Raw genomic sequence first — 21,695 nt, 5'->3', positions numbered from 1 at the left:
CATCACTGCCGGTCGATATGCTGTTCCGAAGTCGTGTTCGTCTCGAGGTTCGCAGGGAGAAAACACTATCCGTTACTGGAGAGAAGCCGTCGCCGGTGCATTGGCCGTCGTGCTCGTCGCGGTCGCGTTCGTCGTTCCGTATCTGGGGAACGAAGTCGTCACCCCCATCATCAACAGAACACCGCAGCAGGTGCGCGATTTCGCCGACGCCGCACCGTTGTTCGGTTTCCGTGAGGTCCACTTCGGCTGGGGTACTCCATGTGCCGTCCTCATCGCTGCGGCGACCGTGCTGTGGGGCCCCACGGTGGCTCGCCGGCTGCCGTGGACGCGCCTGCTGTTTGTCGTCTGGGGCGCGTCGGCGGTCTGGACGATGGCGCTGGCGATGGTGGACGGGTGGAAGCGCGGTTTCGTCGATCGACTCGCATCGACGGACGAGTACCTGCACGAGGTTCCGGGTATCACCGATATCCCTGCGACTCTGCGCGGCTTCTCCGAGCGAATCCTGGACTATCAGGCGGATTCGTGGACCACGCACGTCTCGGGACATCCGCCGGGCGCGTTGCTGACGTTCGTCTGGCTCGACCGTCTCGGCCTCGGCGGGGGTGCCTGGGCAGCGACGCTGTGTGTACTGGTGGGGACGAGCGCAGCGGTCGCGGTGGTGCTCACCGTTCGGGTGCTGGGCGACGAGGACATGGCAAGGCGCGCAGCACCGTTCGTGGCGGTTGCTCCTGCGGCGATCTGGATCGCCGTGTCGGCCGATGCGTTCTACGCCGGCGTCGCCGCGTGGGGCATTGCACTGCTGGCGATCTCCACGAAGCGGTGCGTGTGGCCTGCGTCGATCGGTGCGGGAGTGCTGCTCGGTTTCGGGATCTACCTGAACTACGGTCTGGTACTGATGGGCCTTCCCGCGGTGGCGGTGTTGATCGCCGGGCGAAAGATTCTGCCGTTCGTGGGCGCGTTGATCGGGGCGCTGATCGTTGCGGGGATCTTCACGGCCTACGGATTCTGGTGGTACGACGGCTACGAACTGGTGCAGGAGCGTTACTACCAGGGCATCGCCAAGGATCGCCCGTTCGAGTACTGGGGTTGGGCGAACTTTGCGGCGTTGTTCTGCGCGCTGGGTATCGCTGTGCCCGCGGCGTTCCCGCGGATTCTCACGCGTGTCGAGCCGATCAACCTGTTGGTGATCGGCGGTGTGGCCGCGGTGGTGATGGCGGATCTGAGTCAGCTGAGCAAGGCCGAGACCGAGCGAATCTGGTTGCCGTTCGCGATGTGGATGCTCATCGCGCCTGCGGTGTTGCCTGCGCGGACGCATCGTTTCTGGTTGGCGCTGCAGGTGATCGGTGCGTTGGCGATCAATCATCTGCTGTTCACGAATTGGTGAGCGGGGCGGGCGTCATCTGTGCGAACCAGCGGCCGTCGATCGGCGCCACGTCGATCATCCGAAGGCCTGCGGCCTGCGCGAGGTCCGCGGTGGCGTCGGCGCTGACACTCGACCACGCGAACCAGTCACCGACCATGGTGTCGGTCTCCCAACGTACGGTGCGGTGCCGAATTCCGTAGTCGCTCGGTGCATCCACCTCGGCAATGACGGATCCGTGCGGTGCCAGCAGGTCCGCGGCGCGGCGTAGCAGCCGAACCGGGTCTCCGCCGATGCCGATGTTTCCGTCAGCGAGCAGTACACACGACCAGTTGCCGGTGTCGGGAAGGGGCTCGAACAGGTCCCTCAGGACGGCGTTGCCACCGCGGCCGATGGTGAGATCGACCGCAGCCCTCGAAGTGTCGACTCCGAGGGCCGAGAGGCCTCGTCGGGCGAGAGCTTCGGTGAGTCGTCCGGGTCCGCAGCCGAGATCGATGGTGGAGCCGGTACATCGACTGATCATGGCGTCGTCGGCGCGGCGATCCTCTGCAGACGAGGCATCCCCACCCATCCAGCGTGCGGTGGGAAGTTGCTCCCTGCTGCCATCGAAATCGCCGATCCAGCAAGGGAGTCCGGCTGCTGCGCGGTTGAACAGTGTATCGGCGGTGACGCTCATGCTCGGCTCCGTACGAGGATCATTCGACTGAAGTAAGCGGCGGCGCTCACGGTGAACAACACGGCGGTCAGAGCGAGCCAACGTCCGAGAAAAGGCTCCTGTGTCAACCCGGTTGCTGCCCGGTACGACTCCGTGCCTTGGGAGAGTATCCCGGGGAAGAACATCAGAAACGTCAGTGCCGTTCCGAGAGCCGGAACGCGGATGTAGTTGACCGGAGAGACGGCCGGTTGTCGAGCGGCTGTGGCAGTGATGATGCGGTCGGTCAGCGAGTAGAGCGGATAGAGCACGACATCGTGGAGCAGAACCGAGCCGAAGAACCACACCACGATGGACTGCCACCAGACGTTGCTGTTCCAGAGCGTCAGCGGGCCCGCGATTGCCACGACATACCCGACCAACCCAAATGACAGCACGAGGCCGACCGCGTGAAGCGGATGCCCGCCATAGATTTTCGTGAATGCTTTCACTCGCGGCTCCTGACCGTGCGATGCAAACACCTGTGCGCGAGAGCCACCGTCTTTCACGGTGTGCTCCCGCGCACGGGTTCAGGAAACTGTTACGCGGCGGTCTTCACCGTGATGGTCGCAACGCCCACGAGCAGACCCGGGGTCACAGCATCGGTGTTGAAGGTGCTGTTGAGCAGTCCGGCGGCGGTCTCCGAGATCTTCACCTGGGTGCCCTGCAGGATTGCGGTGTTGTCGGGTCCGGTCGCCAGCGGCTGCAGGGTGCGGCCGTCGAGATCGAACAGGACTGCGTCCGCAGCAGCTTCTTCGCCATTGACGAGGACGTCACCGGTGAGAAGCGAAGTGCCCGGGTCGATGTCGAAGTTGGTGAGCTCGACGACGGTCTCGCCTGCGGTCAGCGACAGGCCACTGCCGTCGTGGTTGATCTCGCCCTGGACGTAGGGATCCACCGTGCCGGGCTCCCAGTACTTGACGTCTCCGCCGGTGATCGGGAATCGGATGGAACCGTCTGCGAGAGTAGCGGTTCCGACGACGCCGGGCGTCAGGCCCAGGGTGGTCAGTGCGCCCAAGAAGCCGGGATCGAGAGCAACCGCAGTATCGACACCGTTGCTGAGGTCGGCGACCTCGGCTGCGGGCTCGGGAGTGCTCTCGGTGGTTTCCATGGCCGACGATGCCGATGAGGTGGCTGCGTCGACGGTGCTGGAAGCTTCCTCGCTGGAGCAAGCGGCAAGCGGGACAATGGTCATTGCACCGATTGCGGTGGCGGCCAAAGCTTTACGAACAGTGAACATGTCGGTCAACCTTCCGTGCTCGTCTCTCGAGCGTTGTGGGTCATTCGGCGCTGCTTGCCGAGCGGATGGGTTACATCTCGATCCCTGCTGGGAGCGTGACAACCTGTTACCCGACAAACCGGACTGGCAAACCGGAAAGTTTCCGAATGTTCACTGTCACGTCAGCGAAGAATGAAGTCCGCTGCCCGCTCGCCGATCACCACCGATGGCGCGTGGGTGTGACCGCGGATGATGCTCGGCATGATCGACGCATCGGCCACTCGAAGGCGGTCGACTCCCCGCACCCGGAGCTCGGAATCGACGACGCTGTCGGCGTCGTTGCCCATCCGGGCGGTGCCCACGGGGTGGTACAGAGTGTGCGCATTCTGCTCCAGGGCTTCGGTGAGCAAGTCCGCCGGGGAGATGTTCGACGCCACCCTGGGGCGTACGACGTCGCCGAGCAATCCCTTCAGCGAGGGGGTTTCGGAGATCGCGACGCATGCCCGAAGTCCCTCGATCATTGCCTTTCGGTCGAGGCCGCCGGGGTCGCTGAGGTAGCGCGGCTCCACGATGGGCTTGGCCAGGGGGTCTGCCGATCGGAGGGTGATCTCGCCTCGGCTCTCGGGTTTGACGAGTACCGCGCCGATGACCGCGGCGTGCGAATCCTGGCCGACGAGTCCCTCGTCGAAGAACGGTGCCGGTCCGAAGATGAGTTCGACGTCGGGCAGGGCAAGATCTTCTCGGCTCTTGATGAATCCGTACGCTTCGGCGACATTGGAGGTGAGCATGCCGCGTCGGCGCGTGAGGTAGTTGACCAACTCGGGGATCTTCTCGGCGTGGAAGAGAGAGTCTCTTTCTGTTTTCCAGCCGATGAGGGCGGCCAGGTGGTCGAGGAGATTCTGCCCGACGCCGGGCGAGTGGTGTTGGACGGCGATGCCGTGGGATTTGAGCTGTTCCTGGTCGCCGATGCCCGAGAGCATCAGCAGCTGCGGAGTGTTGATGGCTCCGCCGGAGAGGATCACTTCCTTGTGTGCGCGCACGGTGTGTGTCTGTCCACCGGAGGTGTACTCGACGCCTACTGCCGCACTGCCTTCGAACAAGACGCGAGTGGCGTGTGCCTCGGTGAGGATGGTGAGGTTCTTGCGTTTCTTCGCCGGTCGCAGGTAGGCATCCGCGGTGCTCCACCGTGCTCCGCGCTTCTGGTTGACCATCGTGCGGGTGAAGCCCTTGGGCTCGGGCAGGTTGGCGGTTTCCAGCGGATAGCCTGCTTCTTCGACGCCGTCGAGGAACGAGGACGTCAGGTCGCGGGGGCTGCGCTGATGGGAGACGATGAGTGGGCCGTCGGTTCCCGCGTCGAGTGCTGTTGTGCCCTCGATGTTCTCGATCTTGCGAAAGTATCCGACGAGGTTACGGAAGGACCACGAGTCGTCGGACAGGGAGGCCCATTCGTCGTAGTCGGCGGCGAATCCACGTACCCACATCATGGCGTTCATCGACGACGATCCGCCGAGTATCTTGCCGCGCGGCCAGTAGATGCTCCGGTCACGTAGCTCCGGTTGCGGTTCGGTCAGATAGTCCCAATCGACCTCGCTGCGAAAGAGTTTGGAGAACGCAGCCGGGATGTGGGCGAACTTGTTCTTGTCCTCGGGTCCTGCTTCGAGCAGGATCACCTCGTTGCGAGGGTCGGCGCTGAGGCGATTGGCCACCACTGCGCCTGCGGAACCTGCGCCCACCACGATGTAGTCGGCAGTCTTGTGCTGTGAGCTCATCTTTGTCCTTGAAGTCGTTGCGGGCGCTGAGGTGTCAGCCGCGCAGGGCGGAGGCGAATATCGCAGGCAGTTTGGACCAGGACGGTGCACCCGCGAATGCGGTCAGCAACTTGCCGGTCGATGCTGCGGTCTTGTTCGTGACGAACCACGGCGGCTTCGGCGAGATGGACAGTTCGCCGTTGACCAGCGAGCGCGACAGCGGTCGGAAGGGACCGCGCACCACGGTCCTTTCGGCACCGTCGATCAGAAGTGCGTTGTGCACGATGCCGATTCCGCTCTGCACGTCGTCGATGGTGTGGCCGGGGTACGCACCCCAGGTGGCGGAGGCGGTGAGGAATCCCAGCGCTGTCCACGCATTCACGGCGATGGTGCCGTAGCGCAGTTCCGCGAGCATGGTGTCGAACTTCTCCCCGAGACCCTTGATGGTGGCCGGGGTGCCGATGATGTTGATGCCCAGCGTGCCGGTGAATTCCTCGTTCGCAGCCTGGACCGCCTTGGCCGCGAATGCTGCTCCACTGTAGGGCAATTCGATGACACCCATGACCGGAGCGAAGTACTCGGTCTGCAGCAGTGGTGCGTATTCGCCGGGGTTGAGATCGGTGATCAGGACTCGGCCACCACCGTCGCCGAGTCGTTCGGCGGTCGGGTACGTGGAGGTGGCGTCGGAGACCCGCCTGTCGCTGCCGGGGTAGTACGGGGCGCGCGCCGGTGCGCGGTCGAGTGCCGCGCGCAGAGCGGCGATGAATTCGTCGCGCTGCTTCCACTCGGAGGACAGCACGACGACCTGCGAAGCGACGCAGTTGTATCCGCTGTTGTGCAGGCGTTGGGTTGCAACGTGCTCGGCCTGGAATTCGATGTCGGCGCGGCTCCACTCGCCGGGAAGCACGATGGTGGGTGAGACGCCGCCGAGTTCGCTGGAGATGTCCTTGGTGAGAATCGGGTCGTTCGACGCTTTGCGCGCGGCCCCGTCCGCACCCGTTCCGAAGACGATCGCGTCGTGCGTGAGGGAACTACCGGTCATGTGGACGTGGTCGACGCGATCGTGCCGCACCAGGTAGGTGCCCACATCTGCCCCTCCGGTCAGCAGGCGCAGCGCGCCGATGTCCACGAGTGGTGCGAGGACCTTCTCGAACACCGGGAGCAGTGGATCCATGATGGGGTTGAGCTTGAGGGCGACGACTCGGTTGAAGGCCATCAGCTCGTACAGTGCGTCCAGGGGTGCGATCGAGGTGATGTTGCCCGCTCCGAGCACGACTCCGATGCCGCCCGTGTCGGTCGGATCGAGCTGGGCGAGCCCTGCTGTGCGCTGTGCGGTTGCACGGTCGATTCCGGGCTTCAGCCATACCTCGCCGGTGAACCCGTTCAGCAGCAGGCGGTCGAAGATGTTGAGCGGCAGGACCGACACCGTCGTTCGCCCGCCTGGTGCCGTCCCGAACTTCACATCGGCCAGCGGACTCTTACCCGATTCCAGAGCCGTGAGTGTGTGGGTGAGCGCGCCGAGTGCGCCGAGGAACGAGTACGGACCCGACAGCCATTCCTCTCCGGCGAGGCTGGACGAGGCGTCGAGACCCTTGATCGACGTGGCCGCCGTCACCCATTCCTGCGCGTGCGTGGTGGTCAACGCGTGCATGCGTTCGAGCAGAGCCCGACGATCGGACAGGGTCAGCTGCCCCCAGTTCTTAGCGCCCTGGGACAGATCGGCGAGGGCGGCATCGACGGCCACCGGGGAATCGGACCCGGGGGTTGGGACGGGATGCAGGTGTGGGGTGGCTTCGCTGGTCAACTTCTCGGCTCCACTCGTCGTTCGGATACACGGCTTCGAGTGTGATTGTCGTCGCACTCGGACTCGGGACGCTATGGGCCACGGGCCTCAATCGGAGGCGGCAGTTTGTGCCACGGCACAATTCTGTTGTGGCGTGGCTTACACCGATGCGGCTAGAGTTCTGTCATGACCGCGACCGAGTTCGAGCTGCATCCGTCACCGACGGATCTGGCCGCGACGATGCTCGAGAGCGTCGACGATCTGGCAGCCGAATTGGTCCGACGGATCCTGGGTGCCGAGCACGCCTACCTCGAATCGACGTTGCTCACTCCCGAGCAGCTGTACGAGGCGTCGCGGAGCAATCTCGCGTCGATGTTGGGCAAGCTCTCCGGCCGCGCGCCCATGCAGCTCGAGTCGGCGCAGGCCGCAGGTCGACTCAAGGCAGAGCAGGGGGTGCCGTTGGCGGCCTTGCTCCACGCATTTCGGCTCGGTGGCAGGTTGGTGTGGGACGAGTTGATGACGCGCTCGGACGGCCGAGCGAGTCACGCACTGCTCGACATGGCCGCGCAGGTGTGGGCGCTGGTGGACGTGTACTCCGATGAGGCCGCGGAGGCCTATCGAGAGAGTGCGGACATGCGCGCGCGAGAGAGTGCCGACGCTCGCGGCCGACTCATTCGCGTGCTCTTCGCAGATCACGGGGCGAACCCGACTGCGGCAGCGGACGCACTGCGAGCGTTTCGAATCCCGGATCACGGATACTTCGCGGTGGTCTCTCAGGAGCCGCTGACCACGTCGGTGGGACTGGACGGGCTGACCGCTCGTCTTCGTGCGGCCGGAACCGAATCGGTGTGGGATGCAGAGGTGGACGGTAGCGTCGGGTTGATCTGTGCGGCAACCGAATCGGAGATCGACTCGGCGTTGATCACGCTGGGCGAGATGTGTCCGGGTCGGGTGGGGGTGAGTTCGGTCTTCCGGTCCCCGTCGGGTATCGGCGACGCGGTCGGTCAGGCGCGGTTGGCGAGGTCGTGTAGCTCCACCGACTCCTCGCTGTCGACCCCGGTGCGATACGACTCCGTGCCGGTGGCGCTGCTGCTGGTTCGCGATCCGAAATCGGGTCGCGTTGCCTCGCGTCAGATACTCGGTGATCTACTGGCGTTACCGCGGGCCGAACGGCAGAGCCTGCTGGCCACCTTGGATGCGTGGTTCTCCTGCGGCGGCTCCACCAAGGACGCCGCCGAATCTCTGCACTACCACCGCAATACGGTGTTGTATCGCTTGCGTCGAATAGCGGAATTGACCGGTCGTGATTTTCGCGATCCTGTTCAAGCCGCCGAACTGTACGTCGGGCTCACGGCGCACCAGCTCCTGACCTGAGGATCAATGGCTGGCGAGGACGACGTCCAGGATCCCGGACCCCAGTGGTACCGGAACGCAGCTCGGAGGACGTGCGTTTGCCGGATCGAGGGCATTGAGTGCCAAGCGCAACGCGGTCGGATCGTAGGTGAAGGTGAAGTGGGCAACCTCGGTATCGGGGCACAGGTCCTGCACCACGATGTTGTGAGCTCCCGGATCCCGAAGCAGCGCATTGGTATACGGCTGGATCACTTCGTCGACCCTGGTTGCGATGGATGTGTACTCGACGCCCGGAACCGTGTCACCGCCTGCATTGAGACGATCGAGGAAGCTCGATCCGGCCATCAGCTGGGCCAGCCCGGGACCGAATTCACCCGCGACGACACCGGTTGCACCCGGCACGGCCTGCACCACGGGGGCGACCCCGTACATGGTGCCTCCGTAGGTGGGCGACGCGATGCCGACCCAACGACCGACGACCGAGGAACCGCCCAGCCTGTTGACGAAGTATCGAGCAACCGCGGCGCCCTGTGAATATCCGACCAGGTCCACGGCGGCCGCGCCGGTCGCCTCGAGAATCGAAGTCGTCATCGATTTCAGTTGTGCTGCACTGTCTTCGATGACACCGTAGCCATTGGTCGTGCCATCCGGAGATGCTCCGTAGTTGATGGCGAACACGCAGAATCCCGCCGCACGAAGTATCGGTGAGAAGCCCGCCCAGTCGGAGTACGCCGTGGCGTCGGTGCCGTGCACCAGGACGACGGGGTTCGGGTGCACGGCGCTGGGCACACAGCTCATGTCATTGGCACCGGGGGGAGCCGCGTCGCGGTTCGTTGCCGCGTAGCGGATGGCGTCGGCGTGATCGGGTTGCTCGGGGGCGGCGGCGATGGGCATCAACGGTGCCGAATGTGCAGTGGGTGCGAGCAGGGCAGCGGCAGCGGTAACGGCTGTCATGAGGGTGATCAGGCTTCGGCGTTGTCCGCGCATGCGTCGACGCTATTCCCGAAATTGTGGAATGTCCCTATGGATCGCCATATTTACTTGTAAAAGTCACATCTCTTTTTCTGCGCTCGGAATTGTGTCGATTGGGCAGATAAAAGAGGCCCGGCCGTCACGGCCGGGCCTCGGGCAGGGCGAAAGCGGTCAGATGGTGCTGACGCGAACCCAATCGACATTCATGGTTTGTGGATACGGCGTCGAAGTCGGCGTCTGACCCACCCCGTTGTTGCCCACAGCGACGTTGAACAACAAGTAGTGCGGCCACGCGCCCGAGAACGGGTTCCAATTACCGCCGATGCCTTCGTACTGGGCTTTGGTGCCGGTGAAGCGCGCAACTCCGTCGACGTACCAGGTGATTTTGTCGGGCAACCAGTCGATCCGGTACGTGTGATACCCGCTGGCGACGGGTCCGATTCCGCTGCCGCCTTTGATGTCCTGATTGGGGTTGTTCTGTGCCGGTCCATGCACATTGAACGAAGGCCCGTTCAGTCCTGGAATCTCGACGATGTCGATCTCGCCCTGTCGCGGCCAGGAGTATTCGTTGCCCGGTTCCATTCCCAGTGTCCAGAACGCGGGCAGCAGTCCTTGCGCGCTCGGCATCTTGATCGAGGCCTCGATCCGCACCGGAGCCTTCGCGGTCTGCTTGTACATGCTGACCACGCGCGCGCTGGTGAAGTTGTTCGGAGCAGGCTTCGCGTCCGGTGGAGTCTCGCGGCGTGCGGTGATGTTCAACGATCCGCCGGAGACGTTCACATTGGAGGTCGCCGACGTGTAGTACTGCTGTTCTCCGGCCGCAGCTCCCCATCGTCCGGTCTGATATCCCCATTTGGTGGAGTCCGGTGCTCCGTTGATGTTGAACTGGTCTTCCCACAGGACTGTCCCCGAGGCCTGGGCTCGTGCCGGCGTCGCATGTGCGGGCGCTGCGACGACGACTGCGGACGCCATCAGCACTGCGCAGAGAATCGCGGTCGTTTTCATTCGCTCATGATGCCGGATTTCGCCGAACACCGTGCGCTCGTTGAGTATTGAACGACATTGGACGGTCTGAGGGACATTCGATGGAGCCGGTGACGGGAATCGAACCCGCCTCTCAACCTTGGGAAGGTCGCGTTCTACCAATGAACTACACCGGCGTGTTGTTGCGGTGTTCAGATTAGCAGGGCGCTCAGATGCCGATTCGCACGCCGTGCAGCAGGGTCAGGGCGTCGTCGGCCGACACCGGTTTGGAGAACAGATACCCCTGTGCACGCGTGCAGCCCAGTTCGATGAGCGTGACTCGCGCACTCTGCGTCTCGACCCCTTCGGCGATGATGTTCAGTCCGAATGCATCGGCGAGTCCGATGATGGACTGGACGATGGCGAGGTCGCCGGTGGCCCCGTTGCCCAGTTCCGTCACGAAGGCGCGGTCGATCTTGAGTGCGTCGACGGGCAGTTCCTTCAGGTGCGACAGGGAGCTGTAGCCGGTGCCGAAATCGTCGATAGCCACTTGGACGCCGAGTTCGCGCAGTTCGCGCAGCGTCACTCGGGTGCGAGAAAGATCCTGCACCACTGCCACTTCGGTGATCTCCAAACAGAGTTTGGGCCCCGCTATCGAGAACTCGTCCAGTGCCCGGGCGACGGCACCGACGAAGCCGTTGGTGACGAGCTGGACAGGAGAGATGTTGACGCGCATCGAGATGTCGAGGTCCGGGATTTCGCGTTGCCAGTCGGCGAGCGTGCGGCAGGCGCGGTCGAGGACCCATCGGCCGAGTTCGCCGGCAAGGTTCGTTTCCTCGGCCACCGGGATGAACGCGGACGGGGGTAGCAGTCCGCGGGTGGGGTGTTGCCACCGAACCAGTGCTTCGACCGCCGTGATGCGACCGGAGACGAGATCCACCTCGGGCTGGAAGTGAAGGATCAGGGAGCCCTCTGCGATGGCGTCGCGCAGGTGAATCTCGACGTCGTTGCGCAGCTCGGAGTCCGCGTGCATTTCTTCGGTGAACAGGGCGATGTCGTGACCGCCCGCACGCTTGGCTACCAGAGCTGCTCGATCTGCCTGACGCAGAAGCGATTCCGCAGTGTGCCGGCCCGGCTGACCGAACGCGATACCGATGCTGGCGCTGCGGCTGATCCGTTCGACTCCGAGGGTGACCGGTGCGTTCATGGCGTCGGCGATCACCTCCGCGTGGTGTCTCGCGACGCGGGCCGAGCAGGGTCCGGCAAGCACGACGACGAATTCGTCGCCGCCCAGTCGAGCGACGATGCCTGCCGAGTCTCCGACGAAGCTGCGGAGTCGATCGGCGATGGTCTGGAGGAAGCGATCTCCGGCAAGGTGTCCGAGAAAGTCGTTCAGTGCTTTGAGTCGATCGAGATCGATGTGCATCACTGCGACGGGCCCCGGCATGGACGGGTCGAGTCGCTCGCGGAGGTGGCGGCTGAGGGCCGTACGGTTCGGCAGTGTCGTCAATCCATCGTGCAGTGCCGAGAATCGGAGTTGTTCCTCGGCGATCACGCGCGCTTGCAGTTGCGACAGCAGAGCCGCAATTGCTTTGAGCGCGTTCAGTTCTGCCTCGGACCAGCTTCGGTCGCCGATCTTGATGAATCCCAGGATGCCGATGGTTCGGCCCGAGTGCAGCAGGGGCACCACGGCCATCGAGGTCGCGGAGAATCCCGATCCCTGCTCGACGCGTCGGCGGTAGCCCTCCTGACCCGGGTCCGGCCGAAACACTGCCGGTTCGGTCAGTGTTTCGGCCAGTCGGAATACCGAGTCGGCGTCGTCGAACTTCACCACGGCCAGCGGGTCCGGGTCGGGACTGTTCAATCGCGGTGGCCATTCCGCGCTGAGCACCGTTGCCCTGGCCTCGAAGTCGTTGTGCCTGAGAAAGCTGAAGTCGATGCCGAGATAGTCCACGAGTTGCCGCAGCACGGAGCCGTAGGCCTCGCGCACCGTCGCCGCATCGACTCCCATGAGTTCGGTTGCGACGCCGGTGACGAGAACCTCGAGCGTCCGCTTGTTCTCCAGTGCCCCACTCCCGACTCTTCAGACGCAGTGCAGGACTGTTCCCCCTGGTCTTGGGCGGACTCTACCCCGATCCGAGTGCTGAAACAGGCAGTCTGCGACTGTATGTGCCGATTTTCGGGGCGAAGCCGAGCCGCAACACCAGCGCTACCGATTCGGTGTTGTCCAGTGCCAGGAGCGAGCGAAACCTCGAATTCAAGTGCTGCAACGGTTCTGCGTGCCGAATCGACAGCTGCCGATGCTCATCCGGAGTGCGTGCGTACAGAAATGCGGGAGAAACCGGTTGTACTGCCAACCCGTGCAAATGCGCAGTTACCCATACGTTCTCCGTTGCACATCCTCCCTGGATGTAATCCTCTGCGGTGGATCCGGGTACGACGACCGCCACGAGCGCCGAGCACGACAGCACCCGATCGCGCATGGCGGTACCCAGCGCCGCCCCGGCGTCCCAGGCATCGACGAGCGCCATGACGTCGGGTCGCTTGACGATCTCGAGCTTGGACAGGTCCGCGCCGTCGATTCCCAGGCTGGATACCTCGATTCCCCGGTCCGGATCGAGATCTCCCGGCCAGCGCAGTTCGGAGAACATCTCGCGGTGCAGATGCGATGTCAGATATCGGATGCGGTCGGCGTCGGCGAGGATCTCGGCGGCAGCCTCGATGGACTCGCGCGCGGTCAACAGCACTGCCCGCGCGCCTTCTGCCGCCGCCGCAGCGACGACGTCGTCCGCGATATCCGCGTCGAGGGGCTCGGCGGTGCCCGGCTCCCGGTTGGTGCAGCGGCCGAGAACGCCGTCGAGCAGATGTCGGTCGGTGATCGGTTGGGGAGTGCCGTCACGCACAGTGATCTCGACTCCATGGTCGGTGAGTGCGGTGCCCTCGTACCGGCCCTGTGCCGTGGCTGCCACCCGCGCATTGAAGCCCGCGGCACCCACGGCCACGTAGCTGCCGCGGAAGGCTATGTCCAGAGCCGAGGTTCGCGATCGGTCCACCCCGATTCGCACGATGTTTCCTTCTCGTGCGAGCGTCCACGGCTGACTGTTGCCACCGGACGGTGCCCGGCGGGCGGCGTCGAGTATCAGCGCGTCGGGATCGGCTGAGCTGGGATCGGTACCGACGGCGGTAGCGACCGAGGGCTGTTCTGTCCTGCGCGTCGGGGTCGGCGGCGAGAGCGCATCGAGGTGGGTGTCGAGATCGATACGAATTCTCCCGGACGGCAGAGGTGCTCCGGTGCCGAAGCGTCGAACAGCGGCGGCGATGGTGGCACCGCCGAGTTGGACGTCGCCGCCCAACTGCGGCCACGTCTCGATCGTTTCGCTCACCTCCACCATCGAGGCGGCCATGCGGGACGAGAGCAGGGAGGCATCCAATTGATCGAGCACGATCGGAATCTTGTCTCGGGTGCCGAGCCCCCGCAGGCTCGTCGAGTCGATCTCCCCGAGGACGCCGTGGAACACCGGGCGCTCGGGGTCGAGGTCGAAGCGTTCGACATCGAGCAGCCCGCGGTCGGACGTCTCCATGAGTACCGGGATGCGCCGCGACCTGGCGGCCTCGCGGGCCAGGACCTTGACGTCCAGTGAGTCGCACTCCTCGACGAGCAGATCGAGTCCGTCGAAGAACCCGTCGATGGTGTCCTCGGTGATGCCGTCCTCGACGATGTCGACTCGGATATACGGGTCGATTTCGGCAATGCGTCTCGCTGCGACGACCGCTTTGTTGATGCCGAGATCGAGGATCGATGCCGGGATTCTGTTGAGGTTGGACAGTTCTATCTCGTCGAAATCGGCGAGCCGCAGCGTCCCACAGATTCCTTCGAGTGCCAGAGTGTGGGCAATGGCGTGCCCGACGCTCAGGCCGATGATTCCTATCGTGAGATCTCCCAATGAATTCTGTTCTGCAAGGGTTATCTTGTTTCGGTTTCTGTCCAGCCTCAGGTGTCGATACGAGTGCGGACCGAGGACGGCGACAACGGTTTTCCTCCACGGAAAGAAGACCCACCTGTCGCTCTCGTCCAGCAAGCTCTGCTCAGGGCTGGGCAGCAGAGCCCGCAGGCCATTTCTCTGCGTCTCGCGCTCGTCCAGGAATGTCAGGGTCGCATCCTGCCTGAGTCGGTCGAGTGCGTCGCGCTGTGTGGCGTCCGTCTCGTCGAATATCACAGGCTTCCAGCAGTCGTCGGCTTCGGCTCGATCGTTCATCATGCGACTGCTTCCGGGAGTTCGACGGCCGGTCGACGGTGTGCGAGGAGGGTGGCTGTGTTGCGACGCATCCGCCGCCAGGTAGCGAGTTCGGCGTCGAATGCGAGAGTCTTTCTGTCCCACCAGAACACCTCTGTTTCGTACCGCGCGTCGGGATAGGGAATGGGGGCGATTCTGGTGGCGATGATCGCGCCGGTGCCGAGCCACGCGGCCCGGACGTGAGAGGCCGCGGTGGCCAGTGCGTACCGCGCGCCGAGCAGCGCAGTGCTGTAGGCAGGCGCTTCCGCGATCATCGCCGTGACGGCGCGGCCGCGGGGTGCGTCCTGAGCGACCCATGCCGATTTGAGTTCGACGACTCCGTGCCCGATGCGATCGTCGAGCATCGCGTGAATGCGGCGCCGTCCGTCCGGATACTCGGCGAATTCGACAAGTGCATGTGATTGATCGACCGAGGAATACGGGCCCTGCACGCGGACTCCACCGACCAATGTCCCGGAGCGGTCGAGTGCCGCGAAGAAAAGGGCTGTCGTGCTGCCGTTCCGAATGGTCGACATTTCCAGCGCTCTGGTGACACCGTGTCGCATATAACTCTTCTGTGCGCCGTCGAGGAATTGTTCCCACAGCGCCGGATTCTTTTCCGGTGTCGTGGCAACGATTCGGCATTGGGCTCGATCGTCCTGGTACGACGGAACGTCGAATGGAATTGTCATTTCACTCTTCCTGATAGGAGTTGCCCGAATGTGAAAGGTGATGCCGCTCGATTGTCCGACTTTTCTTTCGCCGAGCTACTCGCCCTGACCGGGACTCGGGTGTGTCGCGGGAGTCGGGCTCCGACCAGTAGCCTGCAGAGGTGCTGCTCTCCGACCGTGACATCCGTGCCGAAGTGACCCTGGGCAACCTGGCGATCGAACCGTTCGACCCGTCGATGGTCCAGCCGTCGAGCGTCGACGTGCGACTCGACAAGCTCTTTCGTGTGTTCAACAACACTCGCTACACGCACATCGATCCGGCGTTGCAGCAGGACGAGCTGACGTCTCTGGTCGAGCCCGAGGCGGGCGAGCCCTTCGTTCTGCATCCCGGAGAATTCGTGCTCGGCTCGACGCTGGAATTGACGACGCTCCCGGATTACCTGGCGGGACGGCTGGAAGGAAAGAGCTCACTGGGACGGCTGGGTCTACTCACCCACTCGACGGCGGGCTTCATCGATCCGGGCTTCAGCGGCCACATAACGCTGGAGCTGTCCAACGTCGCCAACCTGCCGATCACCCTGTGGCCGGGTATGAAGATCGGCCAGTTGTGTCTGTTCCGGCTGTCGTCGCCGGCCGAGAACCCCTACGGCAGCGCCGCGGTCGGGTCGAAGTATCAGGGTCAGCGTGGTCCCACCCCGTCCAAGGCGTACCTGAACTTCGTTCGTTCCGACGTCGACTGACCGATCTTCCAGTCTGTTTCCGCCCACCGAAACCTGACGAGTGGACGGTTGTTGCGGTACTCTGGTGACCGAACGTGGGTTGGGGCCTACCAGAGCGAGGTTTCTAGTGTCCGCGGTTTCCGGTGCGTCCGTACTCGGGGCGTCGTTGGGCTCGAGTGGTGTCCGCACTGTGGTCAGCGACAATGCTCGCCCCGGTCCGATCGTGGAAGTGCACGAGCCGGTGGCATCCCGGCCGGCACCGAACGGCCTTGCCCCCGATCCCTGGGACGCCGTCGTCACCTCGGTGCACAACCTGGCGAACGAGTACGCGTCCGCAGACTTCTACCCGGTGCTCGCCCTGCGCGAAAGCGATCCGAAGACGGCATACGACCAGGACTTCTCCGACGGCGTGGTGCTCGTCTCGGAACTCGGTGCCCAAGTGGGTGCGCTTCGGGAGACAGGAGTGTTGGCGGGCGAAGCCTGCGTCGCGCTGTTCGACGTCGGAGCGTCCGGTACGTCGATGTCGGTCGTGGATGTCGACAGTGGCCGAGTTCTCGCGGCGCGGCGCACCGAAGAACTGAGCGGTGACGTGTGCGACCAGATGCTGTGCGACCACGTCATCTCCATGTTCGGGGCGGCGGAGGCGCTGACGGTCGACGCTCGCCGCCGGCTGGTGGACGACGTCCGAGCAGGAAAACACGACCTTTCCGCGCTCCGCAGCGCGACCGTCCTTGGACCGTTCGTCGGGGGCCGCGCAACATTGTGGCGCGGCAATCTGGACGAGCTCATCGGCGATTCGGTGCACCGGGCCGTCTCGATGGCAGTCGATGTGCTGGACGCCGTCCGGGCACAGGGAATCCACGTCGACGCCGTCGTTGCCGTGGGCGGTGGTGCCAACATGCAGATCGTTCGGCAGGTCCTGTTCGACGCGGTCTCGGCACCGGTCTACGTGCCCGAGCAGCCGGAACTGTTGGCTGCGCGCGGTGCCGCAGGGATTGCTCGAACGGTGGGTGTCCGGCCGGTCCCCGCGACGCCCGACGCGATCACCGAGCAGTTCGCGGCTGTCGGGAGCGGTCCCGCAGTACGCGAGGTGGCGTCCAAGCGCCCGCGACACAGCGACACCTCCGCCCGCCGGATGACCAGAGTCAACAAGTCCCGGCATCTCGGCGGCGCCCTCGCCGCTCTGGTTGCAGTGTGCGCGGCCGGAACTGTCGTTGCTGCCGCGGCTCGCACCGGTGGCGACGAGCCGGCATCGTCGGTGGGTAGCTCACAGGACGCCTCGGAGACCACCCGTTCCCAGTCCGTGGTGCCTGCCGCGGACGGTTCACCCGCCGATCTCGAACAGTCTTCTCTGCCGCTTCCGACCACGACAGGGTCGAGCGCCCCATCGTCCTCGTCGGAAGCACCGACCACGATCGACGCGGCGAGCTCCACGACGTCGCGGCGGACAGTCTCGCCTTCGGGTACCGAGGACGCGGCCGCTCCCGACAGGTCGACTCCCGACCGGACAACCACGGTGGTGCCCACGACGGTGGTGCCACCCACGGTGGTGCCGACCACGGTGGTGCCACCCACGACCACGCGTGCCCCGGCGACCACCACGCGCGCCCCGGCGACCACCACGACGCCGCGTTCGACGACCACCACCCGCTCGCCCCGAACCTTCGAAATTCCGTTTCCGAACCTGGACCTGCCGCGGCGCTGACGGGTATACGACTTCCGGCATCGTCGGCCCGGGTACTCGAGGCAGGATGGGCGTATGGAGTCGATTGAGACCGAGCGCGAAGACAAGTTCGATGTCGAGGCAGATTTCGAGTTGCCCACTCTCACTTCGCTGGTGCCCGTCGACGGCGCGTTGTCGCACAGTGAGACAAACCTGATCAGCGAGTACTTCGACACCGCCGGGCACGATCTGTTGCGACGGGGAATCACCGTGCGGCGGCGCACGGGAGATTCCGACAACGGTTGGCACGCGAAGGTTCCGGCGGAGAAGGCGCGGACGGAGATTCGACTTCCTCTCGGAAGTGTTGTCGAGAACGCGGTGCCGGAGGAGTTGACCGACGTTCTTCGTGGCGCGGTGATGGGCGGTGAGTTGCTCGCGGTCGCGACCCTGACGACGCGTCGGACCGTGCACACCGTGTCCGACGTCCACGGGGTCGTGGTCGCGGAGATCGCCGACGACGAGGTGTCGGTCCTGTTGGTAGGCGGTGCGACCGGTCCGCGGTGGCGGGAGGTGGAGGTCGAACTCGGGCCCGTCGGCTCCGAGTCCTTTTTGAAGAAGGCCGGAAAGGTGTTGCGCGCTGCCGGGGCTCGGCCGTCGGCGCATCCGTCGAAGTTGGATCGGGCGTTGTCCGTGGTGCGCGAGTTGCCGGCCGATACCGGGCTTCGGCTGCTCGCCGACTACCTCGACGAACAGGTGCAGGCGATCGTCGCGGGTGATGTGTACCTGCGCCGCGGGTTGGACCCGATTCATTCCACCAGGGTGGCCATCCGCCGCTACCGGAGTACTCTTCGGGTGTTCGGGAGCCTGTTCGAGGACGAGCCCGCAGCTCACCTCGAAGCCGAGCTGTCTTGGTACGCAAGCCTTCTCGGTGAAGTGCGGGACCGCCAGGTACAGCGCGCTCGGTTCGCGGCAGCGCTGCGCGAACTGCCACCGGAACTGGTTCTGGGCCCGGTCGCCTCGCGTATCGAGAACGACTTGCTGGCCGAGCAGCTTCGGTATCGCGAGGTCGCGATGGCCGAACTCGACGGCGACCGCTACCGCGCGCTGCTGACGACGTTGTCGGGATGGTCGCGTGGGCTTCCGATCGACGGTGAGGTCAGTGACGGTCTGCTGGTGAAGCTTGCCCGAAAGGCGGGGAAGAAGGCGGTCGATCGCGCGAAGAGTGCGGTACGTGGCACCGACGACGAGGCTTTGCATCGCGCTCGCAAGGCGTCCAAGCGAGCGCGATATGCGGCCGAGTTGGTCGCCCCGTTGGTCGACAAGAAGGTGTCGAAGGCGAACATCAAGCGGTTCAAGACGATTCAGGAAGTACTGGGCGAGCATCAGGACGCGGTGATTGCGGCGGAGATTCTGCGGACCATGGGTGCGCGGGCGGGAACGACTCCGGGGGAGAACGGATTCACCTTCGGTCTGCTCTTCGAGCGCGAGCGGCGGGCTGCCGAGTCGGCCCGAGAAGAGGCGAGCGCGTTGGAGCTCTGATCCTCGAAAACGGTTTGTTTCCCCGATTCGGGCCCGAAAGGGTACCCTGAGCCCGAATCGGATTCGGGGGAGTCGACAGCCATGTCCATAGCGCTCGGCGTACACGTCGGTGTCGAAGAAGTGTCGGCCGTGCTGGTCGAGGCTGATCTGCCCGAACTCGGGCCGGTCTCCACGCGCGCTGTTTCTGTTGCCGCGGCTCCCGGTGGTGTCGGTGACGCCGTCACCACGATGCTCGGAATCATGAGGGTGCAGGCGGCCCAGAACGATCTGCACATCGTCGGCTCCGCGGTGGTCTGCGACAGCATCGCACTCTGCGGGATCGTCCGTGCCGCCTTGGCTGCGCACGATGTTCGCGGCGTCGGGGTGGTGGATGTCGGAGATCCGCGATTGGACGCCGAGGTTCCGTGGGGAATCGCAGCGGCACTGTTCGGCACCGCGAACAGCCCCGCCGCGTCGATCGGCGAGACCGTGGGCGACGGCTTCGCGGTGGGCGAGGGTGGCGGCAGACGTTTCGAAGGAGATGCGTCCGACACCCCGCGCAGCGCGCGACTGACGATGATCGGGTTGGGAGTTGCGATTCTCGGCGCGCTCAGCGGAGCCACGGTCTGGGCCCTTGCGGCGGCCGGTCCTGCGCAGAACGGCGTGGTCGAGACCATCGACGTCGCCGAGAGGCCGTCGAGCGGTGACGGTGCGACCGGGTCGTCGCCGGTGGTGGTGGTCGCCGATTCCGCTGGTGCGGTGTCGAGCCCGTCGGCTGTTCCGCCGGTCGCGGCGGCGCTCCTCGAGGTGCCCGTGTACGGGCCGGCACCGGTCGTGACCTGGAGCGAAGTGCTGCCGACGGGTCCGGTCATCACTCCTACGGGCGGGGCGTTGACGACCGGTGGTAATTCGAGTGGCGGAAGACAGGGTGGGGTCACCGGTGGAGGATCCTCGGCCGGTGACGGTTCCGACGGCGACAGCGACGCAGGCGAAACGTCGACTGTCGATCCAATACCAGAACCTGAACCCGAGACTCCGACGACGGATCCGGAGCCGACCACCGAAGTTCCGGTGACCACCGATCCCGCCACACCCGATCCCACGTCGACGGACCCCACCACCACCGACCCGACTACGAACACAGAACCGGCGGAGAGTCCGGTCGAGTGACCTCGATTCGTCGATTCCATTGTGAGCGAGCGTTTTTGATACTCGGACAAGTCCTCCGTATGACGGGCGTGTGAATTCGACTCCGACACCTGAACTTCTGCTCGAGCCTCGCTACCATCGAGTGATCGACCAGTAGACGGTGAGTAATCGATGACCGACAACCCCGCATCAGACGTGGTGACCCGCACGACCATCGACAGGGCAGTGGGAGTTCTCATCGCGCTACGTGGCTGTAGTCCCGATGACGCGTTCGCGGAGTTGGCGGCGCACAGCTTCCGTTTCGATGTGTCTCTGGTGCAGTCGGCTCGTTCCATCGTGGCCGCTGCCCGCGGTATGGACTCGGCCAACGGTGTCGCCGGTGTGGCCATGATGTCGGCTCGAGAAGACTGGGGACCCTTGCTGGCCGACCGCCGCGACCCCTTCGATCACGTCGCCTGAACTCTTGCAACAAGCGACCGTGCGCTTGTCGAATACCCCAAAACAAACCTCGAGTACATTCAAATCACCCATTTTGTGTCCATCTGGCGGTTCGAGAGCTACTATCGGCTGGTCGGAGTAGCTAATCGAGTCGAGGGAACATGAGAACAGTCCTTGGTGTCTCGGTGGGTTCTGCCACTGCCCGAGGGGTCGCAGTCGATGCGATCGACGAATCGGTGCGGTCGGCCCACATCGTCCACTCGTTCGACCCAGGCGACCACCTTCAGGTGGCCCTCGATCTGCTGGACTCCATGTCGAGCGATCAGATGGTCGGCAGAGCCGACATCGTGTTGGCTGTGCCCGACGATCCCGGTGCCCGCGGCAGAACGTCGGCTTACTCGACGTACGAGGCGGACCGTCTGCTGGTTGCGTCGGAACTCGGTGCGCAGTTGCGGTACCTGCGAGGTACGGGACAGCTGGAAGGCGCTCGCACCGTCGCAGTCTGTGACGTCGGGGCGTCCGGTACCACGGTGTCCATCGCAGACCCGGTCACCGGCACGGTGTTCAGCTCGGTGCGCACCACGTTGTTCGGTGGCATCGGCTGTGACGAGCAGATTTCGCGCTACCTGCTCTCGACGTACGGCGCGGACGAGTTGGCGTCCGATCGCGCGCGAGCGGACCTGCTGGTCGCGATTCGTACGGCGCGGGAGCAACTGTCCAGGTTGCGGGTGGCCGAGGTTGTCGGGCCGTTCGTGGGTGGCCCGGTTCGATTGTGGCGCAATACCTTCGACGATGTACTCGAGCGCAGCATTCGCTCGCTGGAGGATTGGGTTGCCAGTGTCATCGTCGACGCGCCCTGTGCCGTGCATGCGTTGGTGATGGTCGGCGGTTGCGCCAACCTTCCGTCGCTGCGCCGGCTGTTTCGCCGAGATCTGATGTTGCCGGTCATCGCGCCCGCGAACCCGGAGTCCCTCACCGCCCACGGTGCCGCCCTCATGGCTGTCGATGCGGTCAATTCGCGCCGACAGCACCCTCGGGTGCCGGGCCGGGTCGACGGGCTGTCTCAGCAGGGCGGGATGGTGGGCGTGGTGGGCTATCACGACACCCCGCGACACCGTTCTGCTTGAACGCCCCGTCCTGGCCAACCATCGCGGTTGTTGGGTAGGTTGCTCGG

Annotated in this window: 19 protein-coding genes and 1 tRNA gene; 9 read left to right on the top strand and 11 right to left on the bottom strand. The window is 64.6% G+C overall.

Translation table 11 applies throughout. The annotated features are described in order from the left end of the window. The first annotated feature begins 67 nt into the window (after positions 1-67). Positions 68-1,384 (top strand): hypothetical protein, encoded by a 1,317-nt coding sequence (locus CH275_RS05765; RefSeq protein ID WP_094676383.1) that lies wholly within the window; start codon positions 68-70, stop codon positions 1,382-1,384. Here CH275_RS05765 and CH275_RS05760 read toward each other — a convergent pair. The 3 genes from CH275_RS05760 to CH275_RS05750 all read right to left on the bottom strand — a co-directional run bounded on the left by CH275_RS05760 (position 1,371) and on the right by CH275_RS05750 (position 3,246). Then, positions 1,371-2,036, bottom strand: coding sequence for a methyltransferase domain-containing protein (locus CH275_RS05760; protein WP_094676079.1), 666 nt, complete (start codon positions 2,034-2,036; stop codon positions 1,371-1,373). The two genes, CH275_RS05765 and CH275_RS05760, sit on opposite strands and share 14 nt — an antisense overlap. Continuing rightward, entirely contained in the window at positions 2,033-2,503 is a 471-nt protein-coding gene (locus tag CH275_RS05755; protein ID WP_094676077.1) for a hypothetical protein, read from the bottom strand. Before CH275_RS05755 ends, CH275_RS05760 begins: the two co-directional genes overlap by 4 nt. Before the next feature lie 89 nt (positions 2,504-2,592). Beyond that, the gene (locus CH275_RS05750; protein ID WP_306436937.1) at positions 2,593-3,246 is read right to left on the bottom strand and encodes a hypothetical protein; all 654 of its coding nucleotides are present in this window, start codon (positions 3,244-3,246) and stop codon (positions 2,593-2,595) included. Between CH275_RS05750 and CH275_RS29860 the strand changes: the two genes are divergently transcribed. After that, a complete protein-coding gene (locus tag CH275_RS29860) occupies positions 3,161-3,466 on the top strand; it encodes a hypothetical protein (RefSeq protein ID WP_256990869.1) in 306 nt (101 codons plus the stop codon). The two genes, CH275_RS05750 and CH275_RS29860, sit on opposite strands and share 86 nt — an antisense overlap. Here the strand turns inward: CH275_RS29860 and CH275_RS05745 are convergent. Further along, positions 3,453-5,039, bottom strand: a complete 1,587-nt coding sequence (locus tag CH275_RS05745; RefSeq protein WP_094676073.1) for a GMC family oxidoreductase — start codon at positions 5,037-5,039, stop codon at positions 3,453-3,455. The two genes, CH275_RS29860 and CH275_RS05745, sit on opposite strands and share 14 nt — an antisense overlap. Before the next feature lie 34 nt (positions 5,040-5,073). Beyond that, positions 5,074-6,762 (bottom strand): aldehyde dehydrogenase family protein, encoded by a 1,689-nt coding sequence (locus CH275_RS05740; protein WP_373453683.1) that lies wholly within the window; start codon positions 6,760-6,762, stop codon positions 5,074-5,076. Positions 6,763-6,987: 225 nt separating this feature from the next. Between CH275_RS05740 and CH275_RS05735 the strand changes: the two genes are divergently transcribed. Beyond that, positions 6,988-8,175 carry a PucR family transcriptional regulator gene (locus CH275_RS05735; RefSeq protein WP_094676071.1) on the top strand — a complete coding sequence of 396 codons (1,188 nt, stop codon included), beginning with the start codon at positions 6,988-6,990 and terminating at the stop codon, positions 8,173-8,175. A gap of 3 nt (positions 8,176-8,178) precedes the next feature. Here CH275_RS05735 and CH275_RS05730 read toward each other — a convergent pair whose 3' ends face one another. From CH275_RS05730 to CH275_RS05705, 6 genes are all read right to left on the bottom strand, one after another. Beyond that, a complete protein-coding gene (locus CH275_RS05730) occupies positions 8,179-9,141 on the bottom strand; it encodes an esterase/lipase family protein (protein ID WP_094676069.1) in 963 nt (320 codons plus the stop codon). A gap of 156 nt (positions 9,142-9,297) precedes the next feature. Then, entirely contained in the window at positions 9,298-10,131 is an 834-nt protein-coding gene (locus tag CH275_RS05725; RefSeq protein WP_094676067.1) for a glycoside hydrolase family 16 protein, read from the bottom strand. A gap of 81 nt (positions 10,132-10,212) precedes the next feature. Next, a tRNA-Gly gene (locus tag CH275_RS05720) sits at positions 10,213-10,286 on the bottom strand. A gap of 32 nt (positions 10,287-10,318) precedes the next feature. Continuing rightward, positions 10,319-12,100, bottom strand: coding sequence for a putative bifunctional diguanylate cyclase/phosphodiesterase (locus CH275_RS05715; RefSeq protein ID WP_094676065.1), 1,782 nt, complete (start codon positions 12,098-12,100; stop codon positions 10,319-10,321). A 115-nt stretch (positions 12,101-12,215) separates the two neighbouring features. Then, positions 12,216-14,345 (bottom strand): Rv1355c family protein, encoded by a 2,130-nt coding sequence (locus CH275_RS05710; protein ID WP_373453682.1) that lies wholly within the window; start codon positions 14,343-14,345, stop codon positions 12,216-12,218. Then, on the bottom strand, positions 14,345-15,055 hold the full coding sequence (locus CH275_RS05705) for a hypothetical protein (protein ID WP_094676061.1): 711 nt from the start codon (positions 15,053-15,055) through the stop codon (positions 14,345-14,347). Before CH275_RS05705 ends, CH275_RS05710 begins: the two co-directional genes overlap by 1 nt. Before the next feature lie 140 nt (positions 15,056-15,195). Here CH275_RS05705 and dcd point away from each other — a divergent pair, with 140 nt between their 5' ends. The 6 genes from dcd (at position 15,196) to CH275_RS05675 (ending at position 21,648) form a co-directional block, all read left to right on the top strand. Beyond that, complete coding sequence (gene dcd, locus CH275_RS05700; protein WP_094676059.1) at positions 15,196-15,774, top strand: dCTP deaminase; 579 nt, start codon at positions 15,196-15,198, stop codon at positions 15,772-15,774. 106 nt (positions 15,775-15,880) lie between these two features. Further along, positions 15,881-17,458: an Hsp70 family protein gene (locus CH275_RS05695; RefSeq protein WP_094676057.1), complete on the top strand. Its 1,578-nt coding sequence runs from the start codon at positions 15,881-15,883 to the stop codon at positions 17,456-17,458. A gap of 54 nt (positions 17,459-17,512) precedes the next feature. Further along, positions 17,513-18,955, top strand: a complete 1,443-nt coding sequence (locus CH275_RS05690) for a CYTH and CHAD domain-containing protein (protein ID WP_094676055.1) — start codon at positions 17,513-17,515, stop codon at positions 18,953-18,955. An 81-nt stretch (positions 18,956-19,036) separates the two neighbouring features. Then, positions 19,037-20,104, top strand: coding sequence for a hypothetical protein (locus tag CH275_RS05685; RefSeq protein WP_094676053.1), 1,068 nt, complete (start codon positions 19,037-19,039; stop codon positions 20,102-20,104). Positions 20,105-20,254: 150 nt separating this feature from the next. Then, positions 20,255-20,542: an ANTAR domain-containing protein gene (locus tag CH275_RS05680; protein WP_094676051.1), complete on the top strand. Its 288-nt coding sequence runs from the start codon at positions 20,255-20,257 to the stop codon at positions 20,540-20,542. Between the two features lie 140 nt (positions 20,543-20,682). After that, positions 20,683-21,648 carry an Hsp70 family protein gene (locus tag CH275_RS05675; RefSeq protein ID WP_256990868.1) on the top strand — a complete coding sequence of 322 codons (966 nt, stop codon included), beginning with the start codon at positions 20,683-20,685 and terminating at the stop codon, positions 21,646-21,648. The last annotated feature ends 47 nt before the right edge of the window (positions 21,649-21,695 follow it).

Source organism: Rhodococcus sp. 06-235-1A, from assembly GCF_002258785.1.
Taxonomy (GTDB): domain Bacteria; phylum Actinomycetota; class Actinomycetes; order Mycobacteriales; family Mycobacteriaceae; genus Rhodococcoides.
The sequence above is the reverse complement of the archived record's forward strand: the minus strand, read 5'-3'. Positions and strand labels throughout refer to the sequence as shown.